Below are 15609 nucleotides of genomic sequence, written 5' to 3' on the forward strand. Positions count from 1 at the left end.
CCTCAGTACGAGAAGGCCATGGGCCGGTCGGGGTCACGGGAGTCCCCGCCGATCTTGGTGGGCGGGTTGAGGTCGTCCTCGGTGAGCTCCGGCGGTCCCGCCTTGACGTACTTGACGAGGAGCTTGACCTCGATGACGGCGAGAATCGCGTAGAGAGTGGTGAAGACGATCATCGAGGTGAGCACCTCGCCCTGGGAGACGCCGGGGGAGACCGCGTCGCGGGTGCGCAGCACGCCGTAGACGACCCAGGGCTGACGGCCCATCTCGGTGAAGATCCAGCCCCAGGAGTTGGCGATCAGCGGGAACGCCATCGTCCACAGGGCGACGATCCAGTACCACGTGCCCAGGCGGGGGCTGAGCGCCTTCCGCTTGAACAGGACCAGGTTCGGCACCTCGTCCTCACCGGTCCGAAGCCCCGGTGCCAGCATGAACTTTTTCCGGGTCAGCCAGAGGCCGAGCATGCCGATGCCCAGCGAGGCCATGCCGAAGCCGATCATCCAGCGGAAGCCCCAGTAGGCGACGGGGATGTTGGGCCGGTAGTCGCCGGGCCCGAACTTCTCCTGCTCGGCCTTGTTCACGTCGTTGATGCCGGGGACGTACGAGCTGAAGTCGTCGTTCGCGAGGAAGGACAGCAGGCCCGGGACCTCTATGGCGACCGTGTTGTGGCCCTTCTCGACGTCGCCGTAGGCGAAGACCGAGAAGGGTGCGGGCGCCTCGCCGTCCCAGAGCGCCTCGGCGGCGGCCATCTTCATCGGCTGCTGCTTGAACATGACCTTGCCGAGCAGGTCACCGCTGATGGCGGTGCCGAGACCGGCGATGATCAGGGTGATCAGGCCGAGCCGCAGCGAGGTCCGCATGATCGGGACGTGCTTCTTGCGCGCCAGGTGGAACGCGGAGATGCCCACCATGAACGCACCGCCGACCAGGAACGCCGCCGTCATCGTGTGGAAGAACTGGGTGAGCGCGGTGTTCTGGGTGAGGACCTGCCAGAAGTCGGTGAGCTCCGCCCGGCCTCGCTCCTTGTCGATGCGGTAGCCCACGGGGTGCTGCATCCAGGAGTTGGCCGCCAGGATGAAGTACGCGGAGAGGATCGTGCCGATCGACACCATCCAGATGCAGGCGAGGTGGATCTTCTTCGGCAGCTTGTCCCAGCCGAAGATCCACAGACCGATGAAGGTCGACTCGAAGAAGAAGGCGATGAGCGCCTCGAAGGCGAGCGGGGCACCGAAGATGTCGCCGACGAATCGGGAGTAGTCGGACCAGTTCATGCCGAACTGGAACTCCTGCACGATTCCGGTGACCACGCCCATGGCGATGTTGATCAGGAAGAGCTTGCCCCAGAACTTCGTCGCCCTGAGGTACTTCTCCTTGCCCGTGCGGACCCAAGCGGTCTGGATGCCGGCGGTGAGCGCGGCGAGCGAGATCGTCAGGGGTACGAACAGGAAGTGGTAGACGGTGGTGATGCCGAACTGCCAGCGCGCCAATGTCTCCGGCGCCAAAGCTAGGTTCACGTCGTCTTCTCCTTACGTCGACGTGGGTCACAGCGGGCAGTCTGCCTGGCGGGTTCCACCCAAAGCGGGAGGAAGCAGGACACGCTTGTGAACGCGTTCACATTCACAAGCATTATGACTCATACGAAATCCGTACCGCCGATCGGGGGGCCCACCACCGAAGGTGATCTCTTCCCAGGACCTTCAACATATTGTTGAATCTGGGGCATGACCCTTCGGATACGCATCATCTGGCCGGCCGGACACACCACGGCCACCCTTGAGGAGACCCCCACGAGCAAGGCGCTCGCGGGAGCCCTCCCGTTCTCCTCCACCGCCCGCACCTGGGGCGAGGAGGTCTACTTCGACACGCCGGTCTCCACCTCGGTGGAGGACGGCGCGCGCCAGGTCGTCGAACCCGGCACCGTGGCCTTCTGGACGGAGGGCGACGCGCTCGCCCTCCCCTACGGCCCCACCCCGATCTCGCGGGGCGACGAATGCCGGCTGGCGAGCCCCTGCAATCTGCTGGGCGCGCTCGACGACGATCCGCGGATCCTGGCCGGCGTCAGGGACGGCGACCCGATCCGCGTCGAACTCGTCACGGGCTGATCGGCCCGCTCAGCCCTCCTTGCGGAAGCCCTCCGCCGCCTTCAGGAACAGGTCGTTGGCCTCGCACTCACCGATCGTGACGCGCACGCCCTCGCCCGCGAACGGCCGCACCACCACACCGTGCCGCTCGCACTCCGCCGCGAACTCCATGGTCCGCTCGCCCAGCCGCAGCCAGACGAAGTTGGCCTGGGTGTCCGGCACGGTCCACCCCTGGGCCACGAGCCCCGCGTGGACCCGCTCGCGCTCCGCCACCAGCGAGCCGACCCGCCCGAGCAGTTCGTCCTCGGCCCGCAGCGAGGCCACCGCCGCGTCCTGCGCCAGCTGGCTCACGCCGAACGGCACCGCCGTCTTGCGCAGCGCCGCCGCCACCGGCTCGTGGGCGATCGCGAAGCCGACCCGCAGCCCCGCCAGGCCGTACGCCTTGGAGAAGGTGCGCAGCACGGCGACGTTGGGCCGGTCCCGGTAGAGCTCGATGCCGTCCGGGATGTCGTTGTCGCGGACGAACTCCCGGTAGGCCTCGTCGATCACGACGAGGACGTCGGAGGGAACCCGGTCCAGGAAGCGCTCCAGCTCCGCCCGGCGCACGGCGGTGCCCGTGGGGTTGTTGGGGTTGCAGACGAAGATCAGCCGGGTCCGCTCGGTGATCGCCTCGGCCATCGCGTCGAGGTCGTGCACCTCGCCCTCGGTCAGCGGCACCTGCACGGAGGTGGCCCCGCTGATCTGCGTGATGATCGGGTACGCCTCGAAGGAGCGCCAGGCGTAGATCACCTCGTCGCCCGGGCCCGAGGTGGCCTGGAGCAGCGACTGCGCGACGCCGACCGAGCCGGTGCCGGTGGCCAGGTGGGAGACGGGCACGCCGAAGCGGTTCGCCAGCTCCTCCGTCAGGCCGGTGCAGGCCATGTCGGGGTAGCGGTTGAAGTTCGCGGCGGCGGCCAGCGTGCTCTCCATGACCCCCGGCAGCGGCGGGTAGGGGTTCTCGTTGGAGGACAGCTTGAAGGCCACGGGACCGCCCGCGGCGGCCGGCTTGCCCGGCTTGTAGGTGGGGACGCCGTCCAGCTCGGCGCGCAGCTTGGGGCTGCCGGTGCTCGTCCCGCTGGTCTCGCTCACAGTGTGGCCTCCTCGACCGTCCGTACCGCCAATACTCCTCACCTTAAGAGGATTCGCCGCTGCTGCGAATGGGCTGTGGACAACAGGAGGGACACGCTGTGGGCGAGGCCCCCCTCGCGCCCCCGGCAGAGAGGGGCGCGCGACAGGGTGGCGTGCGCCGGTGGCGGGCGCCGTGGCGCGCATCCCCCGTAGAGGTGAGTTGAGACCTCTTCGAGACCTCGCCCCCACGCCAGGCCTACACCGCTCGATGGGCATGGATCACACGTCAATGAACCTAACTACCTTTGATTTAGGGCATCTTGAGCTTCTTCGATCATGCAGAAACGTGCCTGTCAACGCCTGCATATGCGACCGTCCCGACCTCCCCTCATCGCCCTACTATCGGCTCGCCATGACAGCAGCAGGGAAGCACCAGGTGAGCCGGGCACAGACCCGGGGAAGCCGGCAGGGCCGGGCAGGCATCCGGGACGTGGCCGCCGCCGCCGGGGTCTCCATCACGACTGTCTCCGACGCGCTCAACGGCAAGGGCCGACTCCCGGACGCCACCCGCCGCCACGTCCGCGAGGTCGCCGACAGGCTGGGCTACCGCCCATCCGCGGCGGCCCGCACGCTCCGTACCGGCAAGTCGGGACTCATCGGCCTGACCGTGACCACGTACGGGGATGAACCTTTCACCTTCACCGAATTCGCGTACTTCGCGGAGATGGCCAGAGCAGCCACATCGGCGGCGCTCGCCCGGGGCTACGCCCTGGTCATCCTCCCCGCCACCTCCCGCCATGACGTCTGGTCGAACGTCGCCCTCGACGGCACCGTCGTCATCGACCCCTCCGACCACGACCCGGTCGTCACCGAACTGGTCCGCCAGGGCCTGCCCGTCGTCTCCGACGGACGCCCCGCCGGCACCCTTCCGGTCACCGCCTGGGTCGACAACGACCACGAAGCCGCCGTCCTCGACCTGCTCGACCACCTCGCCGACGCCGGCGCCCGCCGGATCGGCCTCCTCACCGGAACCACCACCGACACGTACACCCGTCTGTCCACCACCGCGTACCTCAACTGGTGCGAACGGGTGGGCCAGGACCCCGTCTACGAGGCCTACCCGGCGCACGACCCGTGCGCGGGCGCCGTCGCGGCCGACCGGCTGCTCGCCCGCCCGGACCGCCCCGACGCCGTGTACGGCCTCTTCGACCCCAACGGAACCGACCTCCTCGCGGCCGCCCGCCGCTACGGACTGCGCGTCCCGGACGACCTGCTGCTGGTCTGCTGCAGCGAGTCGACCGTCTACGCCACCACCGAACCGCCCATCACCACGCTCTCGCTCAAGCCGCGCCGGATCGGCACGGCCGTCGTCCAGCTCCTCATCGACGCCATCGAAGGGGTCGACACCGACGGTCCGATCGAGCAGGTGATACCGACCGAACTCATCGTCCGCACCTCCTCGCAGCGACGTCCGCCGCGCACCACGGTCAGCCCGCCACGCTCGCCGGCCAAGGACTGACCCCACGGGCGGCGGCGCCCGAACCCGCCGTCATTCGCACCGCCGTCCCCGCCCCTGCCCGTGGGCAGGGACGGCGAAACCGATCACCGCACCGGGCTCACCCCTGGACTGGACCTTCACAATTCGGGCGAAACAATCGGCTAACCCGGAGTGAACCCGGATTCACCACCCCTGGTGCGTCACACGGAAGGGCCCTCATTCCTATGATGGGCGGACGACACCGCGGACCACCCCGACCAGGCCGGTCCGCGATGTGCAGGGCATCGCGACGGTGGTGGAGGGGTCGATGACTCAGGGGGCCGGTCAGGAGCCCGTGGTGCGCACGGCGACATTGCGTGACTTCCGCGTACCGCCGTACGCCCGCGTGCCCGTGCAGGGCCACGCCGCCGAGCCGCCGTCCCCGGAGACGCCGCCGACGGCTCCGCCGGTCGAGCCCGCTCCGGTCGAGCGCCTCACTCCCCCCGCGTACCCGGCACCCGCCGAACACCTCCCGCCGGTCGCCCCCTCGCCGGTCGAGGCCGTCCCGATGCCGACCCCGCCGGCCGAGGCCCTCCCGGCCGAAGCCCCTCCGACCGAGGAGGCGCCCCCGGCCCCGCCGGCCGCACCGCAGGCCCCCGCACCGCAAGCCGCCGCACCGCTCCCGCCCACCGCGCCTCCGGCTCCGCCCGACGCGCCCGCACCGCCGCAGGCCGCGCCCGCCGCCATGCCCGCCGACCCGACCCTCCACCTGGGGCACCGGCTCGCCCCGGCGTACGCCGCCGCCCCGGCCGGCTCCTCCATCGTCTCCGTCGCCACCGGCCACCCGGGCAACGCCTTCCCCGGCGGCGAGCCGCCCGAGGGCTACACCCCGACCGAGCGCGACCTCCCCGTCATCAACCGCGGCGACACCGTCCAGGTCTCCGTCACCCCCGAGCCGGCCCCCGCCCCGGAGCCCGCGAACGGCGACGGACCCGGCCCCCTCTACGTCGTCGGCGACGTCCACGGCTACCTCGACGAACTCCTGGCCGCCCTGCGCGCCCAGGGCCTCATCGACGAGAACGGCGGCTGGGCCGCGGGCAACGCCCGGCTCTGGTTCCTCGGCGACTTCACCGACCGCGGCCCCGACGGCATCGGCGTCATCGACCTCGTCATGCGCCTCTCCGCCGAGGCCGCCGCCGCCGGCGGCTACTGCAAGGCCCTCATGGGCAACCACGAACTGCTGCTGATCGGCGCCAAACGCTTCGGCGACACCCCCGTCAACTCCGGCGCGGGCACCGCCACCTTCCAGGCCGCCTGGCTGCTCAACGGCGGCCAGAAGCACGACATGGACCGGCTCCAGGACGTCCACCTCCAGTGGATGTCCCGGCTCGACGCCGTGGTGCGCGAGGACGACCACCTCCTCGTGCACTCCGACACCACCGCGTACCTCGAATACGGCCAGACCATCGAGGACGTCAACGACACGGTCCACGAGATCCTCAACCGGAACGACGCCGACGAGGTCTGGGACCTCTTCCGGAAGTTCACCAAGCGCTTCGCGTTCCGCGACGACGGCGGCCCGCAGGCCGTCCAGGAGCTGCTCTCCACCTACGGCGGCCGCCGGATCGTGCACGGCCACAGCCCCATCCCGTACCTCCTCGGCCAGGTCGGCGCCGAGGACGGCGAGGACGGCGCGGGCCCGGTCGTCGACGGACCGCACGTGTACGCCGACGGTCTCGCGATCGCCATGGACGGTGGAGTGACCATGGCCGGAAAGCTACTGGTCGTCCAACTCCCCCTGAACGACTGACGCATAACGCTGCGCATCCGGGGAAGGCGATTTCCGGAAAGACCCTGTCAGGGCGCGGTGTCACCGCAATACCATCGGGTCATCCGTAGCAGGCTCTCCTCCGTTTCCGCCCGACCGACCGTTCCCCACGGCTGATCCGGGCCTACGGAGCATCGGGGGATGCACATGAACGTGGCTCCGCACCTGCTGACCGAGGACCGCGCCGAGTACGAGCGGGTCCTCGACGACGCACTGAGCACCGCCCACTCACGTCCGGATCTCGCCGGAGTCGGAACGAGGCTCACGGTCGCGCAGCTGCGCGCCATGACGATGAACGCGACAGCGCTCGTCACCACCGCCGCGGCCCTGGAGTACGACCACTTCGTGAAGGTCCGCGAGCAGAACCGGGCGGCCCTCGGGGCCCGGAGGCCCGAAGCGGAGCAGGGCACGGACACCGGCGCGGGTGCCGGCGTCGTCGCCGTCGTCACCGTGCTGCTGCCCGTCCTCGCGGGCACCGCCGCCGCGATATTCCTGCTGGTCGGCGGGGTCCTGCACGCCCTCGCGCCCACCGTGGTGTTCGGCGGGACCCTGCTGACGGCAGGCCTCGTCTTCGCCGCCCTCGCCGCCGTCGGCCTGCTCTCCGCGGGCATCGGCCTGCTCGTGACCGCCCTGCGCAACAGGCCGGCCGCGGCGGACGGAACCGCCACGGCCGACGACGAACTCTCCCTCGCCAGGGAGGCCTGGCGCCACGCCCTCCTGGAGCGCGGCATCCTCCCCTTCCTCCGCGACGCCCTCGCCGCGGCGACGCCACCGGACCCGACGGCGCCCTGAGGAACGACGGCCCGGGGACCACTCGGCCTGAGGGACGAGGCCCGGGGACCACTCGGCCTGAGGGACGAGGCCCGGGGACCACTCGGCCTGAGGGACGAGGCCCGGGGACCACTCGGCCTGAGGGACGACGGCGCGGGGACTACTCGGCCAGCGGCAGGTAGACGCGGTTGCCGCTCGCCGCGAACTCCTTCGACTTCTCCGCCATGCCGGCCTCGATCTCCTGCTGCGTGCCGCCGTGCTCGCGCCGGATGTCCTGGGAGATCTTCATCGAGCAGAACTTCGGACCGCACATCGAGCAGAAGTGCGCGGTCTTCGCGGGCTCCGCCGGCAGCGTCTCGTCGTGGAACTCCCGTGCGGTGTCCGGGTCGAGGGCCAGGTTGAACTGGTCCTCCCAGCGGAACTCGAACCGCGCGTCCGAGAGCGCGTCGTCCCACTCCTGCGCACCCGGGTGCCCCTTGGCGAGGTCCGCGGCGTGCGCCGCGATCTTGTACGTGATGACGCCCGTCTTCACGTCGTCCTTGTTCGGCAGGCCCAGGTGCTCCTTGGGCGTGACGTAGCAGAGCATCGCCGTGCCCCACCAGGCGATCATCGCGGCGCCGATGCCGGAGGTGATGTGGTCGTAGGCGGGCGCGACGTCCGTGGTCAGCGGGCCGAGCGTGTAGAACGGCGCCTCCTCGCAGATCTCCTGCTGGAGGTCGATGTTCTCCTTGATCTTGTGCATCGGGACGTGGCCCGGGCCCTCGATCATCGTCTGCACGTTGTGGCGCTTCGCGATCGTGTTCAGCTCGCCGAGCGTGCGCAGCTCCGCGAACTGCGCCTCGTCGTTGGCGTCCGCGATCGAGCCGGGGCGCAGGCCGTCGCCGAGCGAGTAGGTGACGTCGTACGCCGCCAGGATCTCGCAGAGCTCCTCGAAGTTCGTGTAGAGGAAGTTCTCCTTGTGGTGCGCCAGGCACCAGGCGGCCATGATCGAGCCGCCGCGCGAGACGATGCCGGTCTTGCGGCGCGCGGTGAGCGGCACGTACGGCAGGAGCACGCCGGCGTGCACCGTCATGTAGTCGACGCCCTGCTCGGCCTGCTCGATGACCGTGTCCTTGTAGATCTCCCAGGTCAGCTCCTCGGCCTTGCCGTCGACCTTCTCCAGGGCCTGGTAGAGCGGCACGGTGCCGATCGGCACGGGGGAGTTGCGCAGCACCCACTCGCGGGTGGTGTGGATGTTGCGGCCGGTGGACAGGTCCATGACCGTGTCGGCGCCCCACTTGGTCGCCCAGGTCATCTTCTCCACCTCCTCCTCGATGGAGGAGGTGACGGCGGAGTTGCCGATGTTGGCGTTGACCTTCACCAGGAACCGCTTGCCGATGATCATCGGCTCGATCTCCGGGTGGTTCACGTTCGCCGGCAGCACGGCGCGGCCCGCGGCGATCTCCTCCCGCACGACCTCGGGGGAGACGTTCTCGCGGATCGCGACGTACTCCATCTCCGGGGTGATCTCGCCCCGGCGGGCGTACGCGAGCTGGGTCACCGCCTGGCCGTCACGGCCGCGGCGCGGCAGGCGGGGACGGCCGGGGAAGACGGCGTCGAGGTTCTTCAGCCCACCGCCGCGCGGGGAGGTGTGCTTGATGCCGTCGTCCTCGGGGCGGACCGGACGGCCCGCGTACTCCTCGGTGTCACCGCGCGCGATGATCCAGTTCTCGCGCAGCGGGGGAAGGCCCCGCCGGACATCGGTGTCGATGGCGGGGTCGGTGTACGGGCCGGACGTGTCGTACAGCGTGACGTCCTTGCCGTTGGTGAGGTGCACCTGGCGGACGGGCACCCGGAGGTCGGGGCGTGAGCCCTGGACGTACCCCTTGTGCCAGCCCGGCGTGCGCTCCTGCCCGTCGGCCTGGTTCTGGTCGGAGGCAGGCGTGCGTGCATCCTGAATGGTCATGAGACCGATCTCCCTACGCCGGCATTACCCGGTAACAGGTTCGGCGGTCGGCGCAGCCTCTTCCCGTACGCGCGTACGGTGATCAGCGCCCTCTCAGCCCGGTGCTCCGAGCTCCCGCGTGTGCAAAGGTGCCACCACGCTAGCGTCCTCCCTGGCGTGCTGAACAGTGGGCCCCCGTCGTTCTTGCGATGATCGGCCGGTGACTTCCCCCCAGCAGCCCCTCCAGCCACACGGCCACGACCACCCCCATGCCCACGATTCCGGACACGGCCACGGACACGGCCACGGAAACGGAGCCGGAGGAGGGGGCGGCGGCGGGCACGGACACAGCCACAGCCACGGGCCCGCCGCCCCGGTCTCCCGGCATCTGCGGAAGGTCATCGCCGCGATCCTGATCCCCTTCGCCGCCGCCGTCGTCGTCGGGCTCGCGGTCCTGTGGCCGGGCGGCACCCCGGCGCACGAGCGCACCGGCGTCGGCTTCGACCGGCAGACCGAGCAGGGAGAGGTCGTCGCCGTCGAGCGCGTCGACTGCAAGGACGTGAACGCCGCCCAGGTCCCGCCGACCGGCGACACCTCGACCCCGGAGGGGCGCGAGGCCGTCAACGCCCAGCAGGGGCAGTGCGAGAAGGCGACGGTCGAGGTCACCAGCGGCCCGGACAAGGGACGCAGGTTCGTCGAGATCGTGCAGCCGGACGCGCCGCGCCAACTGCACCAGGGACAGGGCGTGGTGGTGGCGTACGCCCCTGACGCACCGCACGACCTGCAGTACTCGGTGACCGATGTGAACCGCAAGCTGCCGCTGGCACTGCTCGCCGGCATCTTCGCCGTCGCGGTCGTGGTCGTCGGCCGGATGCGGGGCGTCATGGCGCTCATCGCGCTCGCCGTGAGCTTCCTCGTACTGACGTACTTCATCCTGCCGGCGATCCTGGAGGGCTCGAACCCGCTGGTCGTGGCGGTGGTCGGGGCGAGCGCGATCATGCTGATCGCGCTCTACATGTGTCACGGGCTCTCGGCCCGCACCTCGGTCGCCGTGCTCGGCACGCTGGTCTCGCTGCTGCTGATCGGTCTGCTGGGCTCGCTCTTCATCGGCTGGGCCTCGCTCAGCGGCAACACCGACGACAACACCGGTCTGATCCACGGCCTGTACCCGCAGATCGACATGTCCGGCCTGCTGCTGGCGGGGGTCATCATCGGTTCGCTCGGTGTGCTCGACGACGTGACGGTCACCCAGACCTCGGCGGTCTGGGAGCTGCACCAGGCCGATCCGGGCATGGGGGCGCGCGGCCTGTACCGGGCGGGGATCCGGATCGGCCGCGACCACATCGCCTCGGTCGTGAACACGCTGGTGCTGGCGTACGCGGGCGCCGCCCTGCCGCTGCTGCTGCTCTTCTCCATCGCCCGGAGCAGCATGGGGACGGTGGCCAACAGCGAGCTGGTCGCCGAGGAGATCGTGCGGACCCTGATCGGGTCGATCGGTCTGGTGGCGTCCGTTCCGGTCACCACGGTGCTCGCGGCCCTGGTGGTCTCCGCCGACCGGCCGGCGTCCGGGGGCGGGAAGCCGGCGGCGGTACGGGGTGGGCGGCGCCGCCGCGCCAAGTGAGGCGGACGGGCCGGCTCGCGAAGAGGGTCGCCGGTTCAGAGGGACAGGCTCACGCTGGGGGTCGCCGGTTCAGACGGGCAGGCTCACGCGGGGGTTCGCCGGTTCAAGCAGGCAGGCTCACGCGGGGGTTCGCCGGTTCAAGCAGGCAGGCGGGCTCACGCAGGGCCGGCGTTCTCCTCGGCCAGGATCCGGCCCAGTGCCGCCTCCAGGTGGTCCTCGAAGTCGCCGAGCGTCCGTTCCTGGCCGAGCGGAACCAGCTTGTCCGTCCGGTCGAGGAAGGCGACCAGCGGCGGCGCACTGGCCCGGAACAGTGCGCGATCGCTGCCCACCTGGAGCCGGATGGACACGTCCGAGAGCCGCTCGGGCTCCGTCGGGGCGATGTGCACGTCGCCGTCCCCGCTCGGCCGGTTGATCCCGTCGAGCAGCAGCTCCCTTCCGAACGCCCAGGTCACGGGGGCGTCTCCGGGAAGGTGGAAGGTCATCCGCACCGCGTAGGGATCCCGGGTCTCGTACCGGAGTTCTACCGGGATCTTGAAGGAGAGCTCCTCGGAGACGAGGAAGCTCATCAGGACCTCGGCCTGAACCGACTCTCGCATCGTGCACCCCGCAGTAGACGAAGCAGTTGTGTGAACACAGCTGCTGAAAGCTGTGACCGAAACGGCCAGGAATGATCCCCCGTGGCCTCTTGACGCAATCGTGCTGTAAGCACTAGCAGATCACAAGGAGTGATTTTTCAGATACTGATAGAGAACGCAAGGGACCCGAAGAGCTTTCCGATCTCCGTGCGTAGTCGCTCGACTGCTGGGAGCAACCGTTCTTCCTGGTGGAGGGGAAGGGAAATCGCCATTGCGGCCGCCGTGGAGCCCGCCGTGATGGGGATCGCGGCACAGACCGTGCCCAGCGCATATTCCTGGCGTTCCACCAGGGGCTCCATTCGCCCCAAACCGCCCAAACGCTCCAAAAGGACGCGGCGATTACGCACCGTGTACGGAGTGATGGATTCCACCGGATGGCGGTCGAGGTGGTCTTGACGAGATTTCAGATCGAGTTGACTCAGCAGGCACTGCCCGATCGCATGGGCGTGCGCGGTCTCCCGGAAGTCGGCCCATTCCTCCACGGCGGGGGCGGAGGGGGTGTCGGCGACGGCGACCAGCTCGACCTCGCCCTCGCGGTAGAAGGCGAAGTAGATGGGCACACCGATCTCGTCCCGCCAACGGGCAAGGGAATCTTCGATCTTGATGCGACGATTCTGCACAGCTCCGCCGCCGGCCAGTCGGACGGCGGCGTCGCCCAGGACGAACACACCCTTGTCGCGGCGCAGATAGCCCTCGTGCGTCAGGGTGCGGAGCAGGTGGTACGTGGTGGGCAGCGGAAGGCCCGTCTCACGGGCGAGTTGTTTCGCGGGGGCGCCCTCCGCATGGGAGGCCACGGCCTCCAGGAGTCTCAGCGCCCGCTGCACCGATCCGATCAGGGTAGGCGCTGCCGTCTGCGTAGCCATGGCCAAAGGTCACCCCCAGGCGTGAGGACGGGTGCAGTGCACCCGCCCGCGGGGGCCGCCCCCGCGCGCCCGCCGGGCCTGGGAAACCGCTGGTCAGTATGGAGGTCTACGCCTGTAGTCCCCATCACGGCGGAGAGATTCCACTCTAGTGGCCGCCTCGGGGCCCACACCCGTTTCGGCCAGGGCGTTCCCCCGCGCGGGCTAACACCCTCCGCCGCCCCCAGCCCTATCAGTAGCTTGTGCTACCAGTCCTCGCGCGACCTGGCGGAGGAGCTGAACTTCCGCACGACGTAGACCAGTCCGGCGACGAGGGCCACGAAGAGCAGCACCTTGAAGAGCAGACCGACCACGAAGGTGAGGACGCTGGTGATCAGCCCGCCGAAGACGAGCAGGGCGAGAACGGGTATGGCGACCCACTTCACCCACCAGGGCATCCCCGCGAGAATCTCCCGTACGGCCATCGTCCCTACCTCGCTCTCGAAGAACCGCGCACTCCGCGCCGAACACCCTCAAGGCTAGGGGCGGGAGGAAGCCCGCGGGGGCCCCGCGGCCCCCGCTCTCCCCTGATCCGCCCCCTAGGGGCTCGGCCCCCGCTCCCGGAACGCCCTCAGGGTTCCGGCTCGGCGCGCACGTCGGGGCCGGCCTCCGGCTCCGGCTCAACCCGCGCGTCGGCTCCAGGCTCCGGCTCGGCCCGCACGTCGGCGCCGGCATCCGGAGCCTGGCCTGCGACTCCGGTCCGGCCCGCGCTCCCGCTCAGCTCTCCGGCGGCGAGAAGACCACCATGACCCGCAGGTCCTCGCTGATGTGGTGGAACCGGTGCTCCACCCCGGCCGGCACGTAGACCACGCTGCCGCGCGCCACCTGGGTCGTCTCCGTCCCGACCGTGATCGCCGCCCGCCCGCTGACCACGAAGTACACCTCGTCCTGGCCGTGCGGCTGCTGCGGATCGAGCTCCCCCGCATCGAGCGCGTACAGGCCCACCGACATGTTCCGCTCGCGCAGGAACTGGAGGTACGCGCCCTTGTTCGCGGCGCGCTCCGCCTCCAGTTCGTCCAGCCGGAATGCCTTCATCGCCTGCTCGCCCCTGCCCTCGGCCCGATCATGTCTGCCACGATCAGACACATGATGAATTTCGTAGTCAAGACGCTCGCGAACGCGGGCGCCCTGGGAGTCGCCATCTGGCTGCTCCAGGACATCACCCTGACCGGTGAGAGCACCGGGAAGAAGGCCTGGACCCTCATTCTCGTGGCCCTCGTCTTCGGGCTGGTGAACTTCCTGGTCAAGCCGGTCGTCAAACTCCTGACGCTTCCCCTCTTCGTCCTGACCCTCGGCCTGATCACCCTGGTGGTCAACGCCCTGATGCTGCTCCTCACGTCCTGGCTGGCCGAGCAGCTCGACCTCAGCTTCCACGTGGAGGGCTTCTGGACCGCCGTCCTGGGCGGTCTCATCATCTCCGTCGTCTCGTGGGCGCTGAACGTCGTGCTCCCCGACGGCGACTGAGTGGGGATCATGACCTACCGCGTCTGCTTCGTCTGCACGGGCAACATATGCCGCTCGCCGATGGCCGAGCACGTCTTCCGCCGTCGGGTGGAGGAGGCCGGCCTCGGCGGCCTGGTGGAGGTCGACAGCGCGGGCACCGGAGGCTGGCACGAGGGCGACGGGGCCGACCCGCGCGCGGTGACCGTCCTCGACGAGAACGGATACACCTCCGCGCACGTCGCCCGGCGGTTCCGGTCCTCGTGGTTCTCCGCCCTCGACCTGGTGATCGCCCTGGACGAAGGGCATCTGCGGGAGCTCCGAGCGCTCGCCCGCACTCCCGACGAGGCAGCGAGGATACGGCTCCTGCGCTCCTACGACCCGGCCGCCGGGGCCGGGCTCGACGTCCCCGACCCCTACTACGGGGACCGTGAGGACTTCGAGGAATGCCTGGAGATGGTGGAGGCCGCGAGCGAGGGACTGCTCGTGGCCGTACGCGCGGAACTGGAGGAACGGACACCGTGAAGGACGACGAACTCGGCGAGGGCACAAGGGCGGTGCGGGCCGGGCTGCCCGAACCCGTGAAGTACGAGCCGACGCTGCCGGGGCCGGTCTTCGCGGCCCACTTCCACCTGCCGGGCGAGGCGACCGGGCCGTACACCTACGGCCGCGACGAGAACCCCACCTGGACCCACCTGGAGCGGGCGATCGGCGAGCTGGAGGCGCCGGGGGAGGAGGGCGTGGAGACGCTGGTCTTCGCCTCCGGCATGGCGGCGATCTCCGCCGTCCTGCTCTCGCAGCTGAAGGCGGGCGACGCGGTGGTGCTGCCGGCCGACGGCTATCAGGCCCTGCCCCTGCTGCACGAGCAGCTGCGGGCGTACGGCGTCGAGGTCCGCACCGCGCCGACCGGCGGCGACGCCCAGCTGTCCGTACTGGACGGGGCCAGACTGCTGTGGCTCGAAACCCCGTCCAACCCCGGTCTCGACGTGTGCGACATCCGCCGTCTGGTGCGGGAGGCCCACGCGGCCGGGGCGCTCGTCGCCGTCGACAACACCCTCGCCACCCCGCTCGGACAGCGCCCGCTCGCGCTGGGCGCAGACTTCTCCGTCGCCAGCGACACCAAGGGGATGACCGGGCACGGCGACATCCTGCTCGGCCACGTGAGCTGCCGGGACCCCCGGCGGGCGGCGGAGGTGCGGCGCTGGCGCAAGATCGTCGGCGCCATCCCCGGTCCCATGGAGGCCTGGCTCGCGCATCGGTCGCTCGCCACGCTCCAGCTGCGGATCGACCGGCAGTGTTCCACCGCGCTGGCGCTGGCACGGGCGCTCGCCGAGCGCGCGGACGTGACCGGGCTGCGCTACCCCGGGCTGCCCGACGACCCCTCGCACACGGTGGCCGCCCGGCAGATGCGGCGCTTCGGCCCGGTGGTCTCCTTCGAGCTGGCGGACCGGGAGCGGGCCGAGCGGTTCCTGGAGGGGCTGCGGCTCGTCGACGACGCCACCAGTTTCGGCGGCGTGCGCTCCACGGCGGAGCGGCGCGGGCGCTGGGGCGGGGACGCGGTGGCGGAGGGCTTCATCCGCTTCTCGGTGGGAGCCGAGGACCCGGAGGACCTGATCGCCGATGTGCTGCGCGCCCTCGACGAGGCCGGAAGCACCGGCTGAGACCGGCGCCCCGCCCCCGGCGCACGCGGGGCGGGGCGCTCCGAGCCTCCCCCCTCGTGGCTCGGAACGCCCTCGGTCTCCCACGCGGAAACCGCCTGCACAAGGCTAGTTGACTGAGCGTCAGTGTCCAATCACGGTAGCGACAGCGACCTATCGACTTATTTATAG

The 15609-nt window shown here is 70.2% G+C and carries 15 protein-coding genes and 1 riboswitch; of the genes, 8 read left to right on the plus strand and 7 right to left on the minus strand.

Going from position 1 to position 15609, the window contains the following annotated elements; genetic code table 11:
• Positions 1 to 2: 2 nt before the first annotated feature.
• Complete coding sequence (locus ACIGW4_RS04050; protein WP_123453650.1) at positions 3 to 1511, minus strand: cytochrome ubiquinol oxidase subunit I; 1509 nt, start codon at positions 1509 to 1511, stop codon at positions 3 to 5.
• A 207-nt stretch (positions 1512 to 1718) separates the two neighbouring features.
• Here ACIGW4_RS04050 and ACIGW4_RS04055 point away from each other — a divergent pair, with 207 nt between their 5' ends.
• Positions 1719 to 2099 carry a cyclophilin-like fold protein gene (locus ACIGW4_RS04055; protein ID WP_123453648.1) on the plus strand — a complete coding sequence of 127 codons (381 nt, stop codon included), beginning with the start codon at positions 1719 to 1721 and terminating at the stop codon, positions 2097 to 2099.
• Positions 2100 to 2108: 9 nt separating this feature from the next.
• Here ACIGW4_RS04055 and hisC read toward each other — a convergent pair whose 3' ends face one another.
• Positions 2109 to 3206, minus strand: a complete 1098-nt coding sequence (gene hisC / locus ACIGW4_RS04060; RefSeq protein ID WP_359586653.1) for a histidinol-phosphate transaminase — start codon at positions 3204 to 3206, stop codon at positions 2109 to 2111.
• Between the two features lie 391 nt (positions 3207 to 3597).
• On the opposite strand from hisC, the gene ACIGW4_RS04065 reads away from it, so the two are divergent.
• The 3 genes from ACIGW4_RS04065 to ACIGW4_RS04075 all read left to right on the plus strand — a co-directional run bounded on the left by ACIGW4_RS04065 (position 3598) and on the right by ACIGW4_RS04075 (position 7282).
• A complete protein-coding gene (locus ACIGW4_RS04065; protein WP_399578362.1) occupies positions 3598 to 4704 on the plus strand; it encodes a LacI family DNA-binding transcriptional regulator in 1107 nt (368 codons plus the stop codon).
• A gap of 286 nt (positions 4705 to 4990) precedes the next feature.
• On the plus strand, positions 4991 to 6472 hold the full coding sequence (locus ACIGW4_RS04070; RefSeq protein ID WP_399578365.1) for a metallophosphoesterase: 1482 nt from the start codon (positions 4991 to 4993) through the stop codon (positions 6470 to 6472).
• 159 nt (positions 6473 to 6631) lie between these two features.
• The gene (locus tag ACIGW4_RS04075; RefSeq protein ID WP_399578366.1) at positions 6632 to 7282 is read left to right on the plus strand and encodes a hypothetical protein; all 651 of its coding nucleotides are present in this window, start codon (positions 6632 to 6634) and stop codon (positions 7280 to 7282) included.
• Between the two features lie 139 nt (positions 7283 to 7421).
• Here ACIGW4_RS04075 and thiC read toward each other — a convergent pair whose 3' ends face one another.
• Entirely contained in the window at positions 7422 to 9206 is a 1785-nt protein-coding gene (gene thiC / locus ACIGW4_RS04080; protein WP_123453640.1) for a phosphomethylpyrimidine synthase ThiC, read from the minus strand.
• Positions 9200 to 9334: riboswitch (TPP riboswitch) on the minus strand. (Overlaps the previous gene by 7 nt.)
• A gap of 71 nt (positions 9335 to 9405) precedes the next feature.
• On the opposite strand from thiC, the gene ACIGW4_RS04085 reads away from it, so the two are divergent.
• Positions 9406 to 10806: a YibE/F family protein gene (locus tag ACIGW4_RS04085; protein WP_260174410.1), complete on the plus strand. Its 1401-nt coding sequence runs from the start codon at positions 9406 to 9408 to the stop codon at positions 10804 to 10806.
• Between the two features lie 155 nt (positions 10807 to 10961).
• Here the strand turns inward: ACIGW4_RS04085 and ACIGW4_RS04090 are convergent, their stop codons facing one another.
• The 4 genes from ACIGW4_RS04090 to ACIGW4_RS04105 form a co-directional block, all read right to left on the minus strand.
• Positions 10962 to 11402: an SsgA family sporulation/cell division regulator gene (locus tag ACIGW4_RS04090; protein WP_123453637.1), complete on the minus strand. Its 441-nt coding sequence runs from the start codon at positions 11400 to 11402 to the stop codon at positions 10962 to 10964.
• Positions 11403 to 11539: 137 nt separating this feature from the next.
• On the minus strand, positions 11540 to 12304 hold the full coding sequence (locus ACIGW4_RS04095) for a helix-turn-helix domain-containing protein (RefSeq protein ID WP_359586654.1): 765 nt from the start codon (positions 12302 to 12304) through the stop codon (positions 11540 to 11542).
• 242 nt (positions 12305 to 12546) lie between these two features.
• The gene (locus ACIGW4_RS04100; RefSeq protein WP_123453633.1) at positions 12547 to 12765 is read right to left on the minus strand and encodes a DUF5326 family protein; all 219 of its coding nucleotides are present in this window, start codon (positions 12763 to 12765) and stop codon (positions 12547 to 12549) included.
• Between the two features lie 292 nt (positions 12766 to 13057).
• Complete coding sequence (locus ACIGW4_RS04105; RefSeq protein WP_030685701.1) at positions 13058 to 13375, minus strand: cupin domain-containing protein; 318 nt, start codon at positions 13373 to 13375, stop codon at positions 13058 to 13060.
• A gap of 51 nt (positions 13376 to 13426) precedes the next feature.
• Between ACIGW4_RS04105 and ACIGW4_RS04110 the strand changes: the two genes are divergently transcribed.
• The 3 genes from ACIGW4_RS04110 to ACIGW4_RS04120 are packed head-to-tail and all read left to right on the plus strand — an operon-like array spanning position 13427 to position 15441.
• Positions 13427 to 13804, plus strand: a complete 378-nt coding sequence (locus ACIGW4_RS04110; protein ID WP_123453631.1) for a phage holin family protein — start codon at positions 13427 to 13429, stop codon at positions 13802 to 13804.
• A 9-nt stretch (positions 13805 to 13813) separates the two neighbouring features.
• Positions 13814 to 14305 (plus strand): low molecular weight protein-tyrosine-phosphatase, encoded by a 492-nt coding sequence (locus ACIGW4_RS04115; RefSeq protein ID WP_123457381.1) that lies wholly within the window; start codon positions 13814 to 13816, stop codon positions 14303 to 14305.
• Positions 14302 to 15441: a cystathionine gamma-lyase gene (locus ACIGW4_RS04120; RefSeq protein ID WP_399578371.1), complete on the plus strand. Its 1140-nt coding sequence runs from the start codon at positions 14302 to 14304 to the stop codon at positions 15439 to 15441. Before ACIGW4_RS04115 ends, ACIGW4_RS04120 begins: the two co-directional genes overlap by 4 nt.
• Positions 15442 to 15609: the final 168 nt, after the last annotated feature.

Source organism: Streptomyces sp. NPDC053513 (genome assembly GCF_044544765.1).
Classification (GTDB): domain Bacteria; phylum Actinomycetota; class Actinomycetes; order Streptomycetales; family Streptomycetaceae; genus Streptomyces; species Streptomyces litmocidini.